The 21,427-nt window shown below is 38.5% G+C and carries 13 protein-coding genes; 11 read left to right on the top strand and 2 right to left on the bottom strand.

Translation table 11 applies throughout. From position 1 onward, the window contains the following. Positions 1 to 20 precede the first annotated feature (20 nt). The 3 genes from GCU48_RS07700 (at position 21) to galU (ending at position 6,203) form a co-directional block, all read left to right on the top strand. Positions 21 to 1,934: a copper amine oxidase N-terminal domain-containing protein gene (locus GCU48_RS07700; protein WP_152379582.1), complete on the top strand. Its 1,914-nt coding sequence runs from the start codon at positions 21 to 23 to the stop codon at positions 1,932 to 1,934. A 673-nt stretch (positions 1,935 to 2,607) separates the two neighbouring features. Continuing rightward, positions 2,608 to 5,118: a U32 family peptidase gene (locus tag GCU48_RS07695; protein WP_208811979.1), complete on the top strand. Its 2,511-nt coding sequence runs from the start codon at positions 2,608 to 2,610 to the stop codon at positions 5,116 to 5,118. 194 nt (positions 5,119 to 5,312) lie between these two features. Continuing rightward, entirely contained in the window at positions 5,313 to 6,203 is an 891-nt protein-coding gene (gene galU / locus GCU48_RS07690) for a UTP--glucose-1-phosphate uridylyltransferase GalU (RefSeq protein ID WP_152379581.1), read from the top strand. Between the two features lie 138 nt (positions 6,204 to 6,341). Here galU and GCU48_RS07685 read toward each other — a convergent pair whose 3' ends face one another. Both GCU48_RS07685 and GCU48_RS07680 read right to left on the bottom strand, forming a co-directional pair. Beyond that, on the bottom strand, positions 6,342 to 8,801 hold the full coding sequence (locus tag GCU48_RS07685) for an O-antigen ligase family protein (RefSeq protein WP_152379580.1): 2,460 nt from the start codon (positions 8,799 to 8,801) through the stop codon (positions 6,342 to 6,344). Between the two features lie 118 nt (positions 8,802 to 8,919). After that, positions 8,920 to 9,267, bottom strand: coding sequence for a transposase (locus GCU48_RS07680; protein WP_152379579.1), 348 nt, complete (start codon positions 9,265 to 9,267; stop codon positions 8,920 to 8,922). Between the two features lie 621 nt (positions 9,268 to 9,888). Between GCU48_RS07680 and GCU48_RS07675 the strand changes: the two genes are divergently transcribed. From GCU48_RS07675 to GCU48_RS07640, 8 genes are all read left to right on the top strand, one after another. Then, entirely contained in the window at positions 9,889 to 10,896 is a 1,008-nt protein-coding gene (locus GCU48_RS07675) for an acyltransferase family protein (RefSeq protein WP_167518663.1), read from the top strand. 637 nt (positions 10,897 to 11,533) lie between these two features. After that, positions 11,534 to 13,846: a glycosyltransferase gene (locus tag GCU48_RS07670; protein WP_152379577.1), complete on the top strand. Its 2,313-nt coding sequence runs from the start codon at positions 11,534 to 11,536 to the stop codon at positions 13,844 to 13,846. A 35-nt stretch (positions 13,847 to 13,881) separates the two neighbouring features. Beyond that, a complete protein-coding gene (locus GCU48_RS07665; RefSeq protein WP_152379576.1) occupies positions 13,882 to 14,661 on the top strand; it encodes an ABC transporter permease in 780 nt (259 codons plus the stop codon). A 16-nt stretch (positions 14,662 to 14,677) separates the two neighbouring features. Continuing rightward, positions 14,678 to 15,415 carry an ABC transporter ATP-binding protein gene (locus GCU48_RS07660; protein WP_152379575.1) on the top strand — a complete coding sequence of 246 codons (738 nt, stop codon included), beginning with the start codon at positions 14,678 to 14,680 and terminating at the stop codon, positions 15,413 to 15,415. Between the two features lie 9 nt (positions 15,416 to 15,424). Beyond that, entirely contained in the window at positions 15,425 to 16,264 is an 840-nt protein-coding gene (locus GCU48_RS07655) for a glycosyltransferase family 2 protein (protein ID WP_167518662.1), read from the top strand. 60 nt (positions 16,265 to 16,324) lie between these two features. Continuing rightward, complete coding sequence (locus GCU48_RS07650) at positions 16,325 to 17,611, top strand: UDP-glucose dehydrogenase family protein (RefSeq protein WP_152379573.1); 1,287 nt, start codon at positions 16,325 to 16,327, stop codon at positions 17,609 to 17,611. A 24-nt stretch (positions 17,612 to 17,635) separates the two neighbouring features. Continuing rightward, positions 17,636 to 19,027: a glycosyltransferase family 2 protein gene (locus tag GCU48_RS07645; RefSeq protein ID WP_152379572.1), complete on the top strand. Its 1,392-nt coding sequence runs from the start codon at positions 17,636 to 17,638 to the stop codon at positions 19,025 to 19,027. A gap of 18 nt (positions 19,028 to 19,045) precedes the next feature. After that, on the top strand, positions 19,046 to 21,397 hold the full coding sequence (locus GCU48_RS07640; protein WP_152379571.1) for a glycosyltransferase: 2,352 nt from the start codon (positions 19,046 to 19,048) through the stop codon (positions 21,395 to 21,397). Positions 21,398 to 21,427: the final 30 nt, after the last annotated feature.

Raw genomic sequence — 21,427 nt, 5'->3', positions numbered from 1 at the left:
ATAGCTAAAGGGAGATTACTGTGAAGCATATGCAAAGAAAAATGATGCGTAAGCTGGGGGTCGGTGCTGTCGCATTGTCCCTTCTGCTTTCCGCTTTGCCGGCGGCTGCGGCAGATAGTAATAAAGCCATATTGGAGCTGCGCCTGCAAAGCGGCAGCAATACAGCCATCGTGAACGGTCAGAATGCGAATATTACAAAGCCATACTCAAAGAGTGGGGCACTAATGGTTCCAGCCGGTGTGTTTAAAAAGGCATTTAACAGCAAAATTCGGCTGGCTGAAGATAATGTAGTCAAAATCAGCAACGGGTCTCGCATTGTATCGCTGACCATTGGCAGCCGCACCGCCTGGGTGAGAGGTCACAAGGTGACTCTTCCAGCTCCGCCAGAAATGTCTTCAGGCATCCTTATGGTGCCCTTGCGTCAAATAGCGGAAGGGCTTGGCGGCAAGCTGGAAAAGAGTGGTGCAGGTATCATAGTTCGGATGGAAGCACAAGAAGAAGCAGGTACGGTAGCCGAAGAGACGCCGAACATTGATAATGATGAGGGCAAGACGCAGATCGGGAACAGTTACTACGAATGGTCTATGAACTATCCTACAGGACTCGTCATTGGTCAGGGAGGTGGAGATGAGAGCATTTCCACTTTTATGGACGAAAATAGCGCGTATTATATGGAAGTCCATACAGCATCCCAGCCGGTTCCACTGAATGCGGATGATCTGCTACAACAATTGGTGCAGAATGCCAAGGAAACGGGAGAGACTGTCATAGATCGGAAATCCTTCCCGAAAGCGAAGGTGCCTTATGCTCGCGTCATTACGAAGGATGCGGATGGCGTATTGTGGGAAAATCGTCAATATTATGATAACGGACGACTGTATGTTATTTATTTTTCCGATGCCAAAGCCACGAACTATAAAGATCTGGCCCAATATGCGGGATTGTTAAATTCCTTCAAAACCTCCTTTAATACGCAGGATAAGAGCATCAAAGACCTGTCCACCGTCGTTGGAGGCACACGCGAGGCCGGAAATCCAGATTACGGTGTGTCACTTAGCATACCCGCGGGCTGGAATATGGATGATCAGCGAATGCAATACGAGAGCAATGATGGCTCAAGCTTCCACATAAAAGTAACCTCTGCCCCAGCGGATGGGACGTTGGAGAATTGGAGTCAACAGCTGCAAAAATGGCTGAGTGATTCATTTGTGTCTACAGCCTACGAGGCACAGAAGACATATCCAATGAAGGTCGCAGGTGTTCAAGGGCTGGTTCAGGAGTACCGTTATAATTTTGGCGATGGATGGGTTAAGGAATATAATGTGCTGATTCAGCAAAGTGGATACCGCTACTTGGCAGAATATGCGGTACCGGAAAAAGTAAGCAAAGGGAATGACCAGTTCAACGCACTTATTTCCTCGCTTCAAATTGATTTCCAAACCGTAGCGAGCAACTTCGGACAGTTGGAAGAAGATGACTATCTGGCGGATAAAACGAAAACGATCAAAAAAACATCCAAAGCCTATGAATATACGGTCAATATTCCACGGTACTGGACTGCGGTTAGCGACCAATTTGAATTAGGCGATGTGGAATACAAGTTTACTGGCGGTCGTTTTTCCATCAAAATCGACAATGACCAATCATTTGAGTTAACAGTGTCCCAGCTCAAGGACTTTTATGATAAACAAGGTAAAAACTATAAAAACCTCAAGGTTGAGGAGGTTAAGGACGTGACATTCGCTGGTGTTCCGGCAGTGTCCTTTGCATTCCACCGTGTGGAAGAAGGGATCGGTTATACGGGCCACCAAATTGTTCTGGAGCATAATGGAAAAACATACACCGTGACAACAACGTTGAATGACGCGAACAACACGGCTGTCCAGTCTAACGCACTGGATTCAACGCTGAATTCATTTATGTTTGTGAAGTAGAGAAAAGATTAGGCAGTTTGTGGGGGAAGTGCTGCGCGTGCCATTTGATCCTTCGATCGCTGTTGACCCGGGATTCTTTGATTGTATAAGGGATTGAAAGGTAAGAATCCCGTTGGGATAGAGACAGGAAGTCAAAGGCTGCTGTTTGTGGTATTTGAACATGTGAATTCTGTCTTTCTTTGTATAATCAACACTTACAATGTACCGTTTGACGGGATTGTAAGTGTTTTTTGTGTAGGCGGAATGGTGCTGTACAAGCGGAGCGGTCGCTTTTGTCCCCGGATTTCTCTCCTGAACATAGGCTTTATTCAGGAAATTCGGGGGCGGTGGCGATGGGAAGCACCATCCGATTGCGTAGTGGCATAGTAAGTAACTTTTAAGTTCAACTTATATAGATATGATATTTTTGAAGGAATCGCATGGAAAGTGTAGAAGCTTGGGGCGTAGTCTGGTACACTAGATTAGTTACAAGATAAGAATGATTATGCCGCAGATGTTTGTGATGCGGATTTTTTGAGTTGGATGCAATTCATGCGAGGAACCGATGGTTCAGAAGGTGAATGATCGGACAGGATGATAGAAACAGATAGGATGCAAACAAGCAGCATAGCTGCCCTGAAGAACGATGAGCCAATGGGTGATCATTCGTTTTCAGCATATAGGGAGGACAATAATGAAATCAGCAGTACGAAGAGAAGATGTCGAGCTTCTGGCACCAGCAGGTGACTGGGATTGTATGCGTGCGGCGGTAGCGAATGGAGCCGATGCAATCTTTTTCGGAGTCGAAAAGTTCAATGCACGGGCACGGGCGAACAATTTCCGCATGGAGGAACTGCCTGAAATTATGGCGTTTTTGCATAGCTACGGGGTTAAGGGTTTTTTGACATTCAATATATTGGTATTTGAAAATGAGCTGGAGGACGCTAAGGAGCTGGTTGATGCCTGCATTGATGCCGGAGTCGATGCCCTGATTGTTCAGGATATGGGCTTGGTGAAAATGATCCGTGATATATCACCGGATTTTCCGATCCATGGCTCTACCCAAATGACGATTACTTCGCCGGAGGCCGTAGAGTTCACGAAGCCGTACAACATGGAACGGGTCGTGCTTGGTCGCGAAAATAATCTGAAACAGATTCAAAAAATTGGCGATCAGGCGAGACTTCCGATGGAAGTGTTTGTACATGGAGCGTTATGCGTATCTTATTCAGGCCAATGTCTAACTTCAGAAATGTGGGGCGGACGCTCTGCTAACCGTGGTGAGTGTGCACAGGCATGTCGTTTGCCTTACGATCTGATGGTGGATGGGGAGCAAAAGCCGATGGCCGATGTGACATACCTGTTGTCCCCTAAGGATTTGGCGGCCATTGATTTGATGCCTGAGCTGATCGACGCAGGTGTGGTTTCCTTTAAAATCGAAGGGCGATTGAAAACGCCTGAATATGTAGCAAATGTGGTCAGCAAATATCGCAAGGCCATTGATAAGTATTTTGATGGCGATACGTCCAAGACGAGCAAAGAAGATATCCGTGAGCTGCAGCAGAGCTTTTCACGTGGCTTTACGCACGGTTTTCTGGAAGGAACGAATAACAAAAAACTGGTTGACGGTACGTTCCCGAAAAGCCGGGGCGTGTATCTGGGCCGGGTGGAACAAATTCTTCGTGATGGTGTAGTCTGCCGTATTGATGCACCGTTGAAGCGTGGCGACGGTATTGTATTCGATGCGGGCGATCCTACGCAAAAAGAAGAGGGCGGACGCGTATACGATATCCGCCGCAAGGGCGTGAAAATTGAAGGCGAAGCCGGAGAAGGCTGGATCATCGACATCATAGCGGGACGCAACGATGTGGACCTGCGCCGTGTACATGTGGGCGACCGCATTTGGAAGACCAACGACCCGGCGCTGGACAAGCGTCTGCGCCAGTCGTACGAAACGGATAAGCCGTACCGCGTCTTCCCGATACATGTGCGTGTCAGCGGCTCTCCAGGGCAGCCGCTGTCGACCTGGTGGACCGACGTGCAGAAGGGCACAACGGTCCGCGTGGACTCCGAGCTGGAACTTGAAATCGCCCAGAAGCGTCCGATGACGCACGAGCTGCTCGAAGAGCAGTTCGGTCGACTGGGCGGAACGGTGTTCCAGCTGGAAGAGCTGGACGTCCATCTGCATGGGGACGTCATCGTGCCGATGCGCGAGCTGAACAGCATTCGCCGCCAGGCGGTAGAGCTGCTCGCGGGCGAGCGCCCCAAACCGCCCGTGTACACGAAGCGGGCGGTGGAGGTGTATGGCGATGCATCCGTTCCGGCATCGCCTGTGGTGCGCGGTCAGGCGGAGCTGACCGCGTTGTGCCGTAGCCTCCCGCAGGTTGAGGCTGCGCTGGAGGCCGGCGTGGAGTTCATCTACGCCGACTTCGAGTTCATCAAGCAATTTCCGGCCGCTGTTGAGGCCGTACACGGCGCAGGACGCCGAATTGCGCTGGTGACCCCGCGTATTCACATGCCGGGTGAAAACGGCTATCACAACAACATCCTGCGCTTGAAGCCGGATGCTGTGTTGGTACGCAATCCGGGTGCGCTGTATTTCTACATGCGTCATCGCTTGGAGAACCCGGACGCACATCATCCGCAGCTGATTGGCGACTTCTCGCTTAACGTTGCCAACCATAAGGCGGCCGATCTGTTCCTTGATTCCGGCTGCGACCTCGTTACGCCGTCGTATGATCTGAACATCCAACAGATGGTCGATATGCTTAGACGTACACGTACCGACAAGCTGGAAATCGTAATCCAGCAGCATATGCCGATGTTCCATACCGAACACTGCGTATACTGTACCTTCATGAGTGAAGGCACAGATTACACCAACTGTGGTCGCCCTTGTGAGGATCATCGTGCCTCCCTGCGTGATCGTATTGGTATGTCTCATCCAGTCCGCGTGGACGAAGGCTGCCGCAATACGGTATACAATGCTATTGAGCAATCCGGGGCCGAGTACCTGTCCAACTTTATGGAGCTGGGTGTGTCTCGTTACCGTGTAGAATTTTTGGAAGAGACACCGGAGCAAGTGCATGAGGTTATTGGTCTGTATAACCGTGCCCTGCGCGGAGAAATCAGCGGTACGCAGGTTTGGAAGACTCTCAAAGCGACGAATCAGCTGGGTGTTACACGTGGGCAGCTGGTGAAGTAAATAACTGTATATTTATGCTGGAGCAAAGAAGATCATAGAAGCATAATATAATCATATAGCAAGCTAGAGATTGGAAGACATGTTCTCCTCAAGGGAAGATGTCTTCTTCTTTAACCTATCAAATGAATCTATCTTCCTGTTATAATCAAAGATAGTATCCTATTCGTTATATTGAAGACAAAGGAGATTTACCTATGAAGATCCGTAAAGCGATTATTCCTGCTGCGGGATTAGGAACCCGTTTTCTACCCGCCACCAAAGCGATGCCTAAGGAAATGCTTCCGATTGTAGACAAACCAACGATTCAATATATTATTGAAGAGGCTGTAGCATCTGGTATTGAGGATATCATTATCGTTACTGGTAAAGGCAAAAGAGCAATTGAGGATCATTTTGACTACTCATTTGAGCTAGAATATAATCTTACTTCGAAAGAAAAATGGAATCTGCTTAATGAAGTGCGCAAACCATCAGAAATGGCAGATATTCACTATATTCGTCAAAAGGAGCCTAAAGGTTTGGGGCATGCTATCTGGTGTGCACGTAAGTTTATTGGTGATGAGCCTTTTGCCGTGCTTTTGGGTGATGATATCGTCGAATCCGATAATCCATGTCTCAAACAGATGATTGATGTTTTTGATGAGTATCAGCGTTCGGTTGTAGGTGTAAAGCAAGTAGATTGGAACGAGGTACATCGTTACGGGATTGTTGAAGGTCATGCACTCACCAGTAAAATCTCGGAAGCGGAACGTCTGGTAGAAAAACCGAAGAAGGAAGAAGCAACCTCCAACTTGGCGATCATGGGACGTTATATCTTGACACCTGATATTTTTGATATTCTTGGCCAGCAATCTGTTGGCGTTGGCGGGGAAATTCAACTGACGGATGCATTGTCCAAACTTGGAGAAAAGAGTCCGATTCTGGCCTACGAATTTGACGGCAATCGCCATGACGTTGGCGAGAAGCTGGGCTTCATTGAAACAACCATTCATTATGCCCTGCAGCATAACGAAATTAAAGATGAAGTACTGGCTTATATGAGACAGGTTATAGAAGAGATAGATGAAAATGGAGCAAAGTTTTAAAGGTATGCGATATCACATAGTGGGAGGAAGTTAAGCTTAGGATATAAGGAAAGGAACGCAAGAAGCGTGATAGCTTCTGCGTTCCTTTTCTGTTGGTGCATAATCGCTGTAATTGCATTCAATGCTTTAATCGTATTCCTAGAGCTTTAAGGACTTTAACTGCTCAATTTGCTCCTTCTCCTTCGGATCAGCCTGAATCAGTTTGTTATATAAAGCTTCGTCGTTTTGGCCCTGTTTTTGTAGAGCAGCAACGTAATAGCGAGCGACCTCACGATTCGTAGCATCACTCAGATCGTCCTTCAAGTCGTTTTTGAGGATGCTTGCAGCCTCAGCAGGCTTACCTGACATAAACTCAATCTTGCCAGTACTGAGCGCAATACCTGAAGTTACTTCAAAAGTACGTGTCAACTCAATTTCAGGTGGAACCGTCTTAAGATGAGCTACCCCATCCAGAACCTTCTGATAAGCAGCAAGACCTGCTTGGAAAAACTTCTGTTCTTTGGCGGTATCTTTTTGCTCACGTGCCTTATTACCAATAGTGTAAGCTTGGGTAATCAACATATTGTACCAGTCATTGTCCCAGTTAAAGTTGGAAATGCTATTTTCCAAAATACTGAAGGCTTGCTCATTCTCACCTTTTGCTTGTAAAAGGTTAACTTTGGAGTTTAACATGGTTTTATTATACGGTTCTGCCTTCAGGCCCGTATTTAGCACCTCTATTGCAGCGTTATAAAATTCCTCTTTTTTCGTTTGATCATACACATTCTTGTACAGTGCAGCCAATCTTATTACTGAATCCGGATGTGTAGGGCGAAGCTCCAGATCTTTATTAATAGCACTTTGAATTTCCTCAAATGATGTGCTTACCGCCATAATCTGTTTGGCATATGTGGCAGCATTGGCCGATTGCACGAAGCGGAGACCTGCAAAAAGCACCACGATGCTTAGAATGCCAATGACTGCACTATACAGGATCCGGAATCCGGAAGCACTCATAGACAGACGTTTAAGCGGCTTGCTGTCCATAGCAGCGGCCATACCACCGAGACTCACAAATACCAATATGCCCATGAACACGTAACTCAGATTAAAGTCCAGCAAGCTATGAAGTAAGATCGAGAGTGCCAAAATGAGATACAGGAAGTGAGAATCCCGTTCTTCATCATTTTGTCTAATATAGTTACGGATGTATTTATAGAAAATATATAAGATAAATGACATGAAAATTACGAAGCCGAGAATGCCTACCTCAACTAAATACTGCATGAAAAAGTTATGGGCTTGACGGCTAGTATAAGGATAATCCTGATACTTTTCGTACAAAGCAGCCCATCCGCCGCCACCGCTTCCAATAATAGGGTGATCTTTAATCGATTTCGCAGCATCCTGATAGAATACCAGCCGCTCCAGCACACTATGCTGGCGGAAATTGATGTTTTCTAACCGCACTTGAACGTTTTCCGGTAGTACGCTGTGTAGACCGGTTCCAATTAATAGAAAAGACAGCAAGCCAATCACAACAACGGATCCGACAGGCAACCACAGGTTGGATAACTTCCGTGAGTTCCACCCTTTGAGGGCATTTTCCAGCTTTGGTGCCAGATAACGTTCAACAAGCCACAGTACGACAGCTACAGCCAGGGAGACACCAATAAGCAACCCCCAAGCCTTGGCCGCCTCTCCGCCATTGTAGGTCTTGTTGAGCTGTAAACCCATATTTGTAATTGGCGCCAAGATAGATATTGACGCTACACCAGCAATGGCGCAATGTAAAATCCATATAATTTGGCGTGCAGGTTTAAGGAAAAGCAAAAGCAGCACGAATACGACAGGCAACATAACCAGACCGCCCCGTGACAAAGTCAGGAATAGCGAGACCAGAATAGGCACCAACATGAAGCCGTGAATAGCTTTGCCATACCATAGTTTTGATTTCATCAGACAGAAAACGGCAGCGAACAGGAAAGCCATTAGAAAGGCGGCATATGTATTCGCATATTGAAACACTGATGTCAGCCGGAGCCCATTTGTATCTGTCATGACTGCATTGGTGTAACGGTTTTGATAAACATATTGGCTAAGCCAGCCTACCAGCTTGCCGGCAAGCACCCACTGTCCGAACCAGTTGATGAAGCCAAAGCCTACAATGACATAAGCAATGGTCATAATCAGATTGTGAATAATCTTATTGCCTAACCGATCCTGGAGTAGATAGATTGAGATGATAAACAGAGCGGCGTAGATACACTGCACTACTACCATGTTCATTGCGAGATAATGAGAAGCAGCGGATACCAAAGAGAGCACGTAGGTTAGTGGGAGTAACATAACAAGCACCGCCAGCCAGTCTCTTTGATCTTCCAATTTGAATTTCTTATAATAGGTTACGATTCCTAAAATCAATAGAATCATGCTGATGATCAAAGCCCAATACAAAGGCGTCTCAAAATCAAGCATTTGCCCATTAAAAAGTGCAGCCTGGAAGGGGGCCCAAGCTAAAAACAAAATCATGCCAACAATTAACACCCAAAACATAGCCGGCCTTTTATCGTCACGGGTCGACGTTTTGGCCTGTTTCCCGTATACTGGATTCGACAAGGTTTACAATCTCCTTTTCTTGTAGATACGTCAATATTTTAGCATACCCTTTTAAAAGGAACCAGTTCACTCTCAAAAAGAGTAAGCTATATAAAGCGCAATTAAGATTAAAACCCAATTAATAAGCGATCAATAGTTCCATAGGATGCTTATTGATTCGCTTCATAAACTGGCCAACATGAAGCTTAATCTTACAGAACTTCTCAAAAAAGACGTTATTGACTACATCGGATTTGAGCCACAGCCAAAGTCCTTCGATTGGATTTAGGTTTGGACTATACGGTGGCAGAAAGACCAAGTGCAGGCGCGGATGTTTCTTCAGAAAGGGCTGCAACCCGGCGGCATGATGAATCCGACTGTTATCTAAAATCATAGCTATTTTTCCGTTCCGGTACGCCGACAGAAGATCCTCGAGGAAGCGAATAAAGGCGTCCACATCAGCCTTTTCTTCTTCACGATGATGCACCTGTCCGGATTCATAATGGGATTTTTACAAGCGGAAATAGTTATTGTTGCCGATACAATTCAATACATTTGAACCCTCTTGATCAAAGAGTAGTTGGGAACTTGCTAAGCCTTTTTTACAAATATAGGTATAGGTAAATCTTTTGTTTTGAAAAAAATATTTTGTTATTGCTGAAGGCATAAAAATCAATATTTACGGGAAAAAGGAAGCCTTAAAAGAAATGGATGTATTAGCTCTGGAACAAACTGTTCCAGCAACCTGATAATTAAACATACAAAGAGGCTGTTAGTGAAGATTTCTAGCAGTCTCTTTTGTATGTGACAGTTTGTTTTCTAGATCTATTTATTGATAGCTAGCTAAGGTCTTATATTCTTAAATACAAATGCTAAATCTTTAATTAATTTCATTATGTTTACATGACTAAGTGAATGATATTTACAGTTGAACTCCAATCTACCTTAACATTAACGCAGTTTCCTTGTTAAGAAGAACTATAAAATTGAAGAAAGATAATTGACGACGTGATATGATTGCATGAAATGTATACATCTAAGTGTCTTCTTAATCTATTTGGCAAATCAAGCATAGTTTATTTTTTGATCGTGAAAGGGAGTTATGCTTTTGAGTAATGAAAGGAATCGAACTGTAGATATTCTTAGATTCATAGCTATCGTAAGTATTGTGGTAGCCCATGCCTCACCCAATGAATTATTATTTCGAATTAGAAATTTTGATGTAGTACTTATGGTACTACTAATGGGGATTTCTTTTACTATTAGTCAGAAAGAAAATTCAGTAAACTATAATTCATATATATTAAAAAGGTTTAAAAGATTAATTATTAGCACATGGATCTTTTTGATAGTTTTTTTTGCACTATTTTTTGTGATTTCTCTCTTTTCGAATGGAACTTTGTTTTTTGATATCAAAACAATTGTACTATCTTTTGCTTTTAATGGCGGTATTGGATACGTTTGGATTATGTATGTTTTCTTTGTAGTCTCCCTGTTCAGTCCACTCATTCTTCAATTAGGTGAGAAAATCGAGAATAATAATAAATATTTTCTATCGTTAATTTTTCTATATATAATTTATCATTTTTTGGTTAGTTTGAATGGATTACTACCCACTATATTAGGGGAAAACCTGCAAAATTATATTTTTACGCCATTAGGATATTGTTTAATCGCTGCTGTAGGAATTAGATTTAAAAGCTTAAATAAAAAAGAGATATTGATAATGGTCGGAGGATTTTTATCAACCTTTCTTATCTTTATGTTATTGTACAAATTTAAGTCTACACAAGACTTCAAATACCCTCCAACCATATATTACATCAGTTATGGATTGTTTGTGAGTTTCATTTTGTATTTGATTTTTAACAAGCCATGGGTGCAAAAATTATTTTTTAATCGCTTTTTATATTTCTATTCAAAATTATCGTTAAACCTTTATTTTTTTCATATATTTTCAATTTATATACTGAATTTTTATGGGGAGCATCTTCCACTGGTTTCAAAATACTTTATAACACGTTTCTTGTTTATTATATCTAGCGCAATGCTAATGACCTATCTGTATGAGTTTTTAATTACAAATTGGTTGAAGAGGCGCGTCTTGAGAAATTAATACATTAAACACATTAGAAATGTTCTTTACTAATCATTTTTACAGAAGAGCGGTTCTTATATTTTGAACAGGTATGGACACTTAAATAGAGGATTTGTTAAGAAGAAATGTGATCTGAGAAATAGATTTGAAATACTCGTTTCATGTTTTAATAAAAACAAGGCAAGGGAGATATAGTCCTGACCTTGTTTTTTGTGTTGTTAGATCTTTTGAAATAACGAAGTAATTAGAGGAAATATACCTATGATATATTTTACTTTCATGAGTCAAGATTACATTGCACTCTGATTCCAGGCATTTTTGCAGATTTAAACCCCTAACAAGTTGATCATTTGATGTATGCCCGATAATGTAGTAACAGCGCCTCTCGGTTCATCGGTAAAAAAGCAATCAAAGGACGTTAAGCCAAAAACAAAGTGATACCAACATTCGAAAAACAGATGCCCGCTCACTGTCACGGGTCGACGTTTTTGTCTGTTTACCGTATACTGAATTCGACAGTCTTCTTTTTGATACTTGAAAGTGGACAAAATTAGGATTGGATTACATAAGATTATACCTTTAATTATCTGTATGATCTTTTATTTTCGAGCAAATTAGCCTAATAAGCAACTGCCAACGGCAGGAGGTAAACATTTTGGATTCTAATTTTGATTATAAGCAAACACCTGGTAGAGTCAAACTAGCTAATTATACAAATAACCATGAGAATCCTTTGATTAGCATAATTACCCCTTTTTATAATTCAAAGGAGTATTTTTCTCAAACTTTTAATAGCGTAGTAAATCAAACTTTCCCCTATTTTGAGTGGATTATTGTAGATGATGGAAGTATTGACAAAGAAGCTATCTCGTTATTGGAAGGGCTAGCGGAAGCTGAGAAGCGTATTCGAATCTTTCATATCGAAAATGTTGGTCCGTCTGCTGCAAGAAACTATGCGATTAATCAGTCGCAAGCAGAAATCATTGTACCGCTTGATGCAGATGATTTGATTGAACCTACTTATTTAGAATGTGTTTATTGGTCATTGTATACTAATCCAGAAGCTAGCTGGAGTTATACAGATAGTATAGGTTTTCAGAATGAAGAGTATCTCTGGAGAAAGCCTTTTAATTCGAAATTGATGAAGGTTGAAAATCTGCTAACCTGTACTGCTGGCATACGGAAAAAAGATTTATATGAAGTCGGTTTATATACAACAAGTGAAATTTACTTTAATGAAGATTGGCATTTATGGCTTAAGCTGTTGAATGCGAAGAAAATTCCTGTTCATATGGGATGGTATGGGTTTTGGTATCGGCGAACTAATGATGGTGTTTTAGGACATTTGAAATCTAATAAAAATGATCAAAAAAAATCTTCTTATTTAATAAATCAAATTGGTAGAGATATTACTGATATTAAAGCAATTGAATTTCCTAGATACAATCTAAAAAAAGGATTTCCTAAACCTCAAAAATGGAACTGGGATAGATCACCGGTGAATACAAGCGATAAAATAAAAGTGCTAATGCTTCTTCCGCATATGGTAATGGGGGGGGCGGATTTGTTTAATTTGGATATAGTATCCAAGATTAATAAGCAAAGGTTTGAAATGTCTATAATTACAACCAACCCGGGAGATTCAACATGGAGACAACGATTTGAGAAACATGTTACTGGTATATTCGATCTTACAACTTTTTTGGATATAGAATATTGGGGTTCGTTCATTCATTATTATATAACCTCTAGAGAAATAGATATCTTGTTTGTTTCAAACAGCTATTATGGGTACTATTTAATCCCTTGGTTGAGAAAAGAGTTTCCTGATATATCCATCATTGATTATGTCCATATGGAAGAATGGTATTGGCGTGCAGGAGGCTATGCAAGGACTTCTGGGGCTCTCAGTGACTTTATAGAAAAAACTTACGTATGTAATGATCATCTAAGGCAAGTCATGATTGAATTTTTTGATAAAAAAGATCATGAAGTAGAAACGGTTTATATAGGTGTTGATGAAGAAGAATTTAATCCAAGTTATGTGAAGGAAGGCCAAATAAGAGCATCTCTTAATATCAACCAGGATCAGCCTTTAATTTTGTTTCCATGTAGACTTCATCCGCAGAAGAGACCATTTTTAATGGTCGAAATTGCAAAAAAGCTAAAAGTACTGTTGCCTGATGTCATTGTAGTCGTTGTAGGAGATGGTCCACAATGGGATGAACTACTGGGCATAATAAAGAAAGAAAAACTACAGCAAACAATATATTGCGTTGGTCGGAAGGACGATATGAGACCTTATTACCGTGATAGTCAGGTCACATTAGTTTGCTCACTTAAAGAAGGACTAAGCTTAACAGCTTATGAATCATTAGCTATGGGAGTACCTGTAGTTTCTTCAGATGTTGGGGGACAAAAGGAGCTAATTAATAATGAGGTGGGGAGGGTGATACCACTTTTTCAAAATGAAGAGGCTGACTTAGATAATCGACATTTTATGAAGGAAGAAGTAGATCAATATGTAGCTGCTCTTTTCGATATACTTAGTATAGTAAAAGCAGATAAAGAAAAATTGAGCAAACAATGTCGTGAAAGAATTGAACAAGGCTTCACGAAAACGAATATGATCCGTTACTTTGAGAAAGAATTTACAGCATGGAAATATCAACGTAGTAAAGAAAACAACAGGAGGATGTCTGAGTACCTTAAAGCTTTTCCCAGACTAATTGATGATTATTTATCTTTGTATATGGAATATGAAACTATCGCAATATCAAGTAATAGAGTTTTTCAATTTTTGAGTTACGTCAAAGGAGTCTTAATGCTAAAGAAGAACCCTATATCTTTGATAAAGGATATCATCTATTTTAGCAAGAACAAGTATTACTTTAAACGTTATCTATATCGTTTAAAGTCTAATCCATTATTCCGGTTTTTTACTAAATTAATCAAAATTAATAGGTAATATGGTAATACCTACTTGGGGGTAATATACGAATTATGCAGAAATATTTTATGAACTTTAGTAAATATCGTTATTTATTGAAACAACTTGTTATCAACGATATTAAAATAAAGTATCGCCGTTCAATATTAGGGGTGATTTGGAGTGTCCTTCAACCTTTGATGATGATGATCGTTTTAACTATAGTATTTGCTTCTTTATTCAAAAGTAATATACCACATTTTGCGGTATATGTCTTAACAGGAAGAATTATTTGGGATCTATTTTCAAGCGGAACTATTATGGCGATGGATTCGGTAGTCGGCAATGCTTCATTAATTAAAAAAGTTTATATTCCAAAATATATTTTCCCGCTTTCTAAATGCTTCTCGTCATTAGTAAACACTGTATTTGCTTTGGTAGCATTAGTTATAGTTGCAATAGTTAATGGAGGAGTAAAATTTACTCCTAACCTTTTTCTAATTCCAATTCCTTTGTTTTATACATTTTTATTTGGTGTTGGATTGAGTTTTATTCTATCAGCATACACTGTTTTCTTTAGAGACTTGAAATACTTGTACGAGGTTCTCCTTACCGCATGGATGTATTTTACGCCTCAATTTTTCCCAATGAGTATTATACCTGATAATTTAAAAATAGTTTTTGAGTTAAATCCGCTCTATTACACTCTACAGATGTTTAGGGATGTAGTTATGTACGGCGTTACACCTACTCTACAACAACATTTGATTTGCGCATCAATAGGAGTTGTAACATTAATTATCGGACTTTTAGTTTTCCGAAGAAAGCAAGATGATTTTATACTATATATATAAATGGATGTGAAAATACATGGTTAGCGAATTAGCAATTGAGGTCAAAGATGTATCTATGACTTTTAATATGAGTGAGGAAAGAATAGATAACTTAAAGGAACACATTTTAAAGCTAATTAAAGGTCAGCTTTTTTATCAGGAGTTTAATGCCCTGAAAAATATTTCTTTCAATATAAAAAAAGGCGAAGTTTTTGGTTTGGTAGGATTGAATGGTGCGGGCAAGAGCACATTACTCAAGATCATTGCTGGAGTTTTAAAGCCTACTTCTGGGACGGTCGCCGTTAACGGAACCATAGCTCCTTTAATAGAATTAAGTGCAGGATTTAACCTCGATTTGACGGGTAGAGAAAACATATTTTTAAATGGCGCGGTATTTGGTCATTCTAACAAGTTTATGAGCGAATGCTTTGATAGAATTGTTGATTTCTCAGAGCTTCATGATTTTATAGATGTACCTTTAAAAAATTATTCATCAGGAATGCTAGCCAGACTTGCATTCTCAATAGCAACAATTGTGGATCCAGATATATTAATAGTGGATGAAGTTTTGTCTGTTGGTGATTTTAGGTTTCAAGAGAAATGTGAAGCATATATTTCTTCACTAATAAATAAAGGCACTACTGTTTTATTCGTCTCTCACTCTATGAAACAAGTCGAGAAGTTGTGTCAAAGAGCTCTGTTATTAAATAAAGGAGAGCTTGTTCTTGTTGACGAAATATCCAAGGTTGTAGAGACATACAAAAATATATCCTAGGTGATTATAGTGGGTAAAGTTTCTGTTGTGGTCCGAACAAAAGACAGACCTCTTCTCCTTAAAAGGGCAATTGATAGTATCCTGTCGCAAACTTATACAGACTGGGAAATAGTGCTTGTAAATTCAGGAGAAGATAAAGATTTAATTGAGTCAATCATGCATGATTTCAAATCTAAAAGCTCGAATGATATTATACTTCTTCATATAAATACTAATCTTCACATAGATGAATTAATTAACCTTGGAGTTTCAAAGAGTAGTGGATATTATGTCACACTTTTAGACGATGATGATACATGGGCTCCTTCCTTTTTAGAAGAATGCATTTTGTTATTAGATGAAAACGAGGGAGTAGATGGTGCTGTAACTCAGACCACTATCATTGAGGAAACATTAGAAGGAAACAAAACTCGTTTTATAAAAAGTTATGTTTTCAATAACAGGCTACGAAGAATTTATGGTTGGAAAATAGCCAGATGTAACCTGTTTACAACTAATTCATTTGTCTACAAAAGAGAGGCCTATGACAAGATAGGAGGATATCGTAAAGATATACCTTTGCTCGGTGACTGGGAATTTAACATGCGTTTCTATCTGAAGTATAAAATTGGTGTTATACCAAAACCTTTGGCTAACTATCATAAAAGGATAGATGTTGTGAATAGAGGCAAGGGTTTTTATTCAAATACCTCATTAACTAGACATCTTATATATGATCGAATAATTAGAAGAAAATATCTCAAGCAAGGATTATCGAAGGGCCCCTTCCTTTTTTGCCTTTTAGTTTATCTTTTTGGCTATATAAATTCGTTTATTAAATTGACTAAGAGTGTCATTTATCGTAAGTAAAAAACGAAATACTTCAAGGAGAGTATTTGACGCTCATCGAAGTTAGAGGGGGAAAATTACATGAAAATAGCAATTGCAGGGACAGGATATGTTGGATTGGTTACGGGGATATGTTTGGCTGAAATAGGACATAAGGTAGTTTGTGTTGATAAAAATCAACGGAAGATAGATTTGTTAAGGGATGGGGGAGCTCCCTTTTATGAAATTGGATTGGAGGACATGCTAAAGAAAAACCATAATATACAATTCTCTTCTGATTTTAAGACTGCTTATAAAGAGGCGGAAATTATCTTTATAGCGGTAGAGACACCAGAAAATGTTGATGGTTCTGCAAATTTGACTTATGTTTATGAAGTATCAAAAGAAATAATTGAAAACCTTCAACATGATTGTACGATAGTTATTAAATCAACAGTTCCTGTAGGAACAAGTGATGAAATTGAAGAGTATATGAAAAAAAATATACACAATAATATTCATATTGAAATAGTGTCCAATCCAGAATTTTTATCTCAAGGAACAGCAATCCGAGATACAATGGAAGCTAGTCGTATTATTATTGGTGCTAATTCGCAAGAATCAGCTAACCTCCTTAAGCAGGTTTATGAGTCTTTTAATAGACCTATTGTAATAACAAGTCGAACTAGTGCAGAAATGATTAAATACGCTTCTAATGACTTCTTAGCTCTGAAAATATCTTTCATCAATGATATAGCTAACTTATGTGAGCTCGTAGGTGCAGATATTGAAGAAGTTACCCATGGTATGAGTTTTGATGATAGAATAGGGTCAAAATTTTTGAATGCAGGAGTAGGATACGGTGGATCATGCTTCCCGAAGGATACGAAGTCATTACATTGGTTATCAAAAGACCGGGGCTACGAATTAAAGACCGTCAGAGCAGCTATAGAAGTAAATGAATTACAAAAAATAAGATTGATTCAGAAAGCTAAAAAACAATTTTCTTCTTTTAATGGAATTAGGGTTACTGTACTAGGGCTAACATTCAAACCAGGCACTGACGATTTACGTGAGGCACCATCTATAAATAATATTGATATTTTACTGAACGATGGGGCAATTGTTACTGTTTATGATCCGGTGGGAATGGATAATGTAAAAAAAATATATTCTAATAAAATTACATATGCCCAAACACCTGATATTGCATTGAAGGATTCGGAAATTTGCTTTATTTTTACAGAATGGGACCAAATAAAACAAATTGCACCTAGTCAATATAAAAGAATTATGAAAACACCAAATGTTTATGATGGACGAAATTGTTATAGAATATCTGATATGATTGATTCAGGAGTTAATTATAATTCAATAGGAAGATCCTGAAAATTTTTGGAGGTGTTTGGTTATATGGATTACAAGATCAGTGTAATTGTACCAATATATAATGTCGAAAAATATCTCCCTGAAGCAATGGATTCTCTTAAAAGGCAGACGATTGGATTTAATAACATAGAGGTAATCTTGGTTGATGATAATTCTACTGATGAAAGTAAGAATATCGCCGATCAATTTGCAAGTGAGAATTCTAACGTCATCTCTATACATTTGAGTAGCAGTAGTGGAGCCGCTGGAAAACCACGAAATGTAGGTATTAAGAATGCGAGTGCAGAATATATAATGTTTTTAGACCCAGATGACTACTATACTGATAATGCTTGTGATTTACTATATCAGAAAATATCTGAAAAAAATATTGATTTTGCTTTTGCTTCATATAGAACTATATCCGAAGACGGAAGTATCGTTTTAGAGAATAATGTGCTACCTAAGGGATTTCCTGATGAAATTGATTCAAAATCTATAGAAGAGAATCAACAATTATTAGAATTATCCCCTTCGATATGGACGAAAATTTACAAAAAATCATTTATAGAAAAAAATAATATTGAATTTCCTGAGAAAATTGTTTCTCAAGATTTTGTATTCAATATTCATGCTATGCTAAGTGCTAATGGAATATATTTCTTTAATGATATTGTGTATAACTATAGAATTAGAAATAAAGAAAGTAAATCAATTAGTTATGTTTTGGATGAAAAATATTTTTATGGAATTAACAAAAGCCAGTTACTAGCATATGAACTTTTCAAAAGATTTAATAAAGAATATCTTTTTAGCATTATTTTAGCTAAATATTTGGATTTTAATATTAAAAATATTTTTTTCAGTCAGTTAATTTCTAATTCGCAAAAAAAAGATATTATTAATTATATGTACTGGTTTTTTGAACAATGCTTTGAAAAAGAAATTAAGCCCAAGGATAAGTTAAATGAGAAGATGTATGCTTTAATTTTTGAAAAAAAATATAATGAAGCTTTAGATTTATATAACCATATTTATCCTTTAGTTTTAGAATATGAGGAATGGGCAGTAAAACAAGAGGAAGGTAAAAAGTGGCTGGAAAATCAGCTTGAAAGACTTGAGTCCGACCTTAACTCAAAAGAAAATATCATTATCGGTTTAAAACAATATAATAATGAGTTAATAGAAGGGAATAAATGGTTGGAAGGGCAACTTAGTGATTATAAAGAAAATTTCTCAATGCAAATTAATGTTATAGAAGATATGAAAAAATGGATTAGCGATCTCGAGGAAGGGAAAAGCTGGATTGAAAACCAACTGGAAAACTATAAAAAGGAAGTAGAAAACCAAAATATTATTATAGACGATTTGAAAATGTGGAATCAGCAGCTTATAGAGGCGAAAGAATATCTAGAAAAAGAACTTAGTGATAAGTAATAAAGGAGATTTTGGAAATTGAATTATAACTATGAACAGCAGCCTGGAATAAAAATGAGTAAAAAGAAATTTGATTACACTGATGCTCCTCTAGTCAGCGTTATTACACCATTTTATAATAGCGCCCAATATATAGAGCAGACAGCAAATAGTTTATTTAATCAAACCTTCCCCTATTTCGAATGGATTATTGTGAATGATGGAAGTAACAACAAAATGGATGTTGAGAAGCTTGGTGTACTTGCTGACAGCGATAGTAGAATTATATTACATCATCAGGATAATGGTGGGCCATCTGCTGCGCGCAATAAAGCTGTCGAATTGTCCTCTACTGAAATAATTATACCTCTTGATGCTGATGACCTACTCGATCCTACTTACATTGAGTGTGTATATTGGTCTCTTTATTGTAATCCTCAAGCTAGTTGGACATATAGTGACAGCTTAGGATTTGGCAACCAAGAATATCTTTGGAAGAAAAATTTTAATGCTCAGCAAATGAAAACTGAGAATTTGCTTACATGTACAGCAGGAATCAGAAAAAAAGATTTCCTCGAAGTTGGAGGATATGACGTTACAGAAAGTCTGCACTACGAGGACTGGGCTTTTTGGCTTAAATTACTTTCAAAAGGTAAATATCCAGTACACATGGGTTGGTATGGTTTCTGGTACCGAAAAACTGACACAGGCGGTTTAGCGAATACTAGCAGAAATGTAGAGAAGCATGAAAATGCCATGAGGATTATAAAAAAATTAGGGAAAAATGTGGATAGCGATGTTCAGGCTATTGAGTTTCCAAGATTCAGGGGAGTCAATTTTGAAAAGCCTCAAAAATGGGAATGGTCTAGAAATGATCTTGATTTGAATAATAAAACGAAAATGCTGATGATTTTGCCTCATATGGTTATGGGGGGAGCTGACCTTTTTAATCTAGATGTTGTATCTCGTTTGAATAAAGATAAGTTTGAAGTGTCGGTAATTACAACAAATCCCGGTGATTCAACTTGGAGACAAAGATTTGAAGAACATACAAATGATATTTTTGACTTAACTACATTTCTTGATGTTAAGGATTGGAGTGCGTTTATCCATTATTTTATAAAAACTAGAAAAATAGATATTGCAATGGTTTCAAATAGCTACTATGGTTACTATTTAATTCCATGGTTAAAAAAAGAGTTTCCGCAGCTTAAAATTATAGATTATGTACACATGGAAGAAATGGGATGGAGAGCTGGTGGTTATGCAAGAACCTCTGCTGTAGTTAGTGATATAATTGATAAGACTTATGTATGTAATGATCATCTAAGGGAACTGATGATAAAAACATTTAACAGGAAACAAAGCGATGTAGAAACTTTGTATATTGGTGTAGACATGGATGAGTATAACCCTGAGAAATATCGCAAATTCTCAGTTAAAGAAAAGCTAGGAATTAGATCTGAACGTCCTGTTGTGTTATTTCCGTGTAGAATAGCTGAGCAAAAAAGACCATTTTTAATGATTGCTATAGCGAAAGAAGTTATAAAGAGAATTCCTAATATCGCATTCTTTGTTGTTGGTGATGGTCCTCAATTAGAGGAAATTAAGCATAAAATCGAAAATGAAAAGCTTGGAGATCATGTTTATCTTTTAGGAAGGCAAAACGATATGAAGCCCTTTTATAGGGACAGCGATCTGACTTTGATATGTTCAATTAGGGAAGGACTTGCATTAACCGCATATGAGTCATTGGCTATGGGAGTGCCTGTTATTAGTTCAGATGTAGGCGGACAAAAAGAACTTATTGACGATGAAGTTGGGAGAATCCTTCCTTTTTTACAGGAAAGGACACAATTTATTGATATAGAGGTTAGTAAAGAATATAGTCAAAATGAAATCGATCAGTATGTGATTGCAATCGTGGACTTATTGAATGATTCAGAAGCTTATCAGAAAAAAAGTGAGAATTGTCGGAGGAAAATTGCTGAAAAATTTGATAAAAAATTATTAATACAAAAACTAGAGGAGGAACTGTTAAAGCTTATCTCAGATAAGGGAACGCTTGATAATGATTTAGTTAAGGCCATTGAAAAAATTCCAAATTTAATTGATGATTATATTACTTTATATTGTGAATTTTTACAACGCGAGGCAGATTTGGAATGGATTTGGAATGAAAGAGTTAATTTCAATTCAAAATTCAATATATCAACTAGCGTACAAGAAAATGAAAAGAGTAATCTTATAGAAGGAGCGGCCTCTTTGGAATTGCAGAGAATTTATAGTATGAGAACTTGGAAAATTATTAGCAAATATCAAAGGTTTATGGATAAGTCTAGAACTGGAATATTATTTAGTAAAATAAGGAATATTTTATTTGGCAAATAGTTGTGGATCTTATGTAAAAATATGGAGGAT

It is taken from the genome of Paenibacillus brasilensis (genome assembly GCF_009363115.1).
Taxonomy (GTDB): domain Bacteria; phylum Bacillota; class Bacilli; order Paenibacillales; family Paenibacillaceae; genus Paenibacillus; species Paenibacillus brasilensis.
This window is presented reverse-complemented; position numbering and strand designations above follow the sequence as displayed.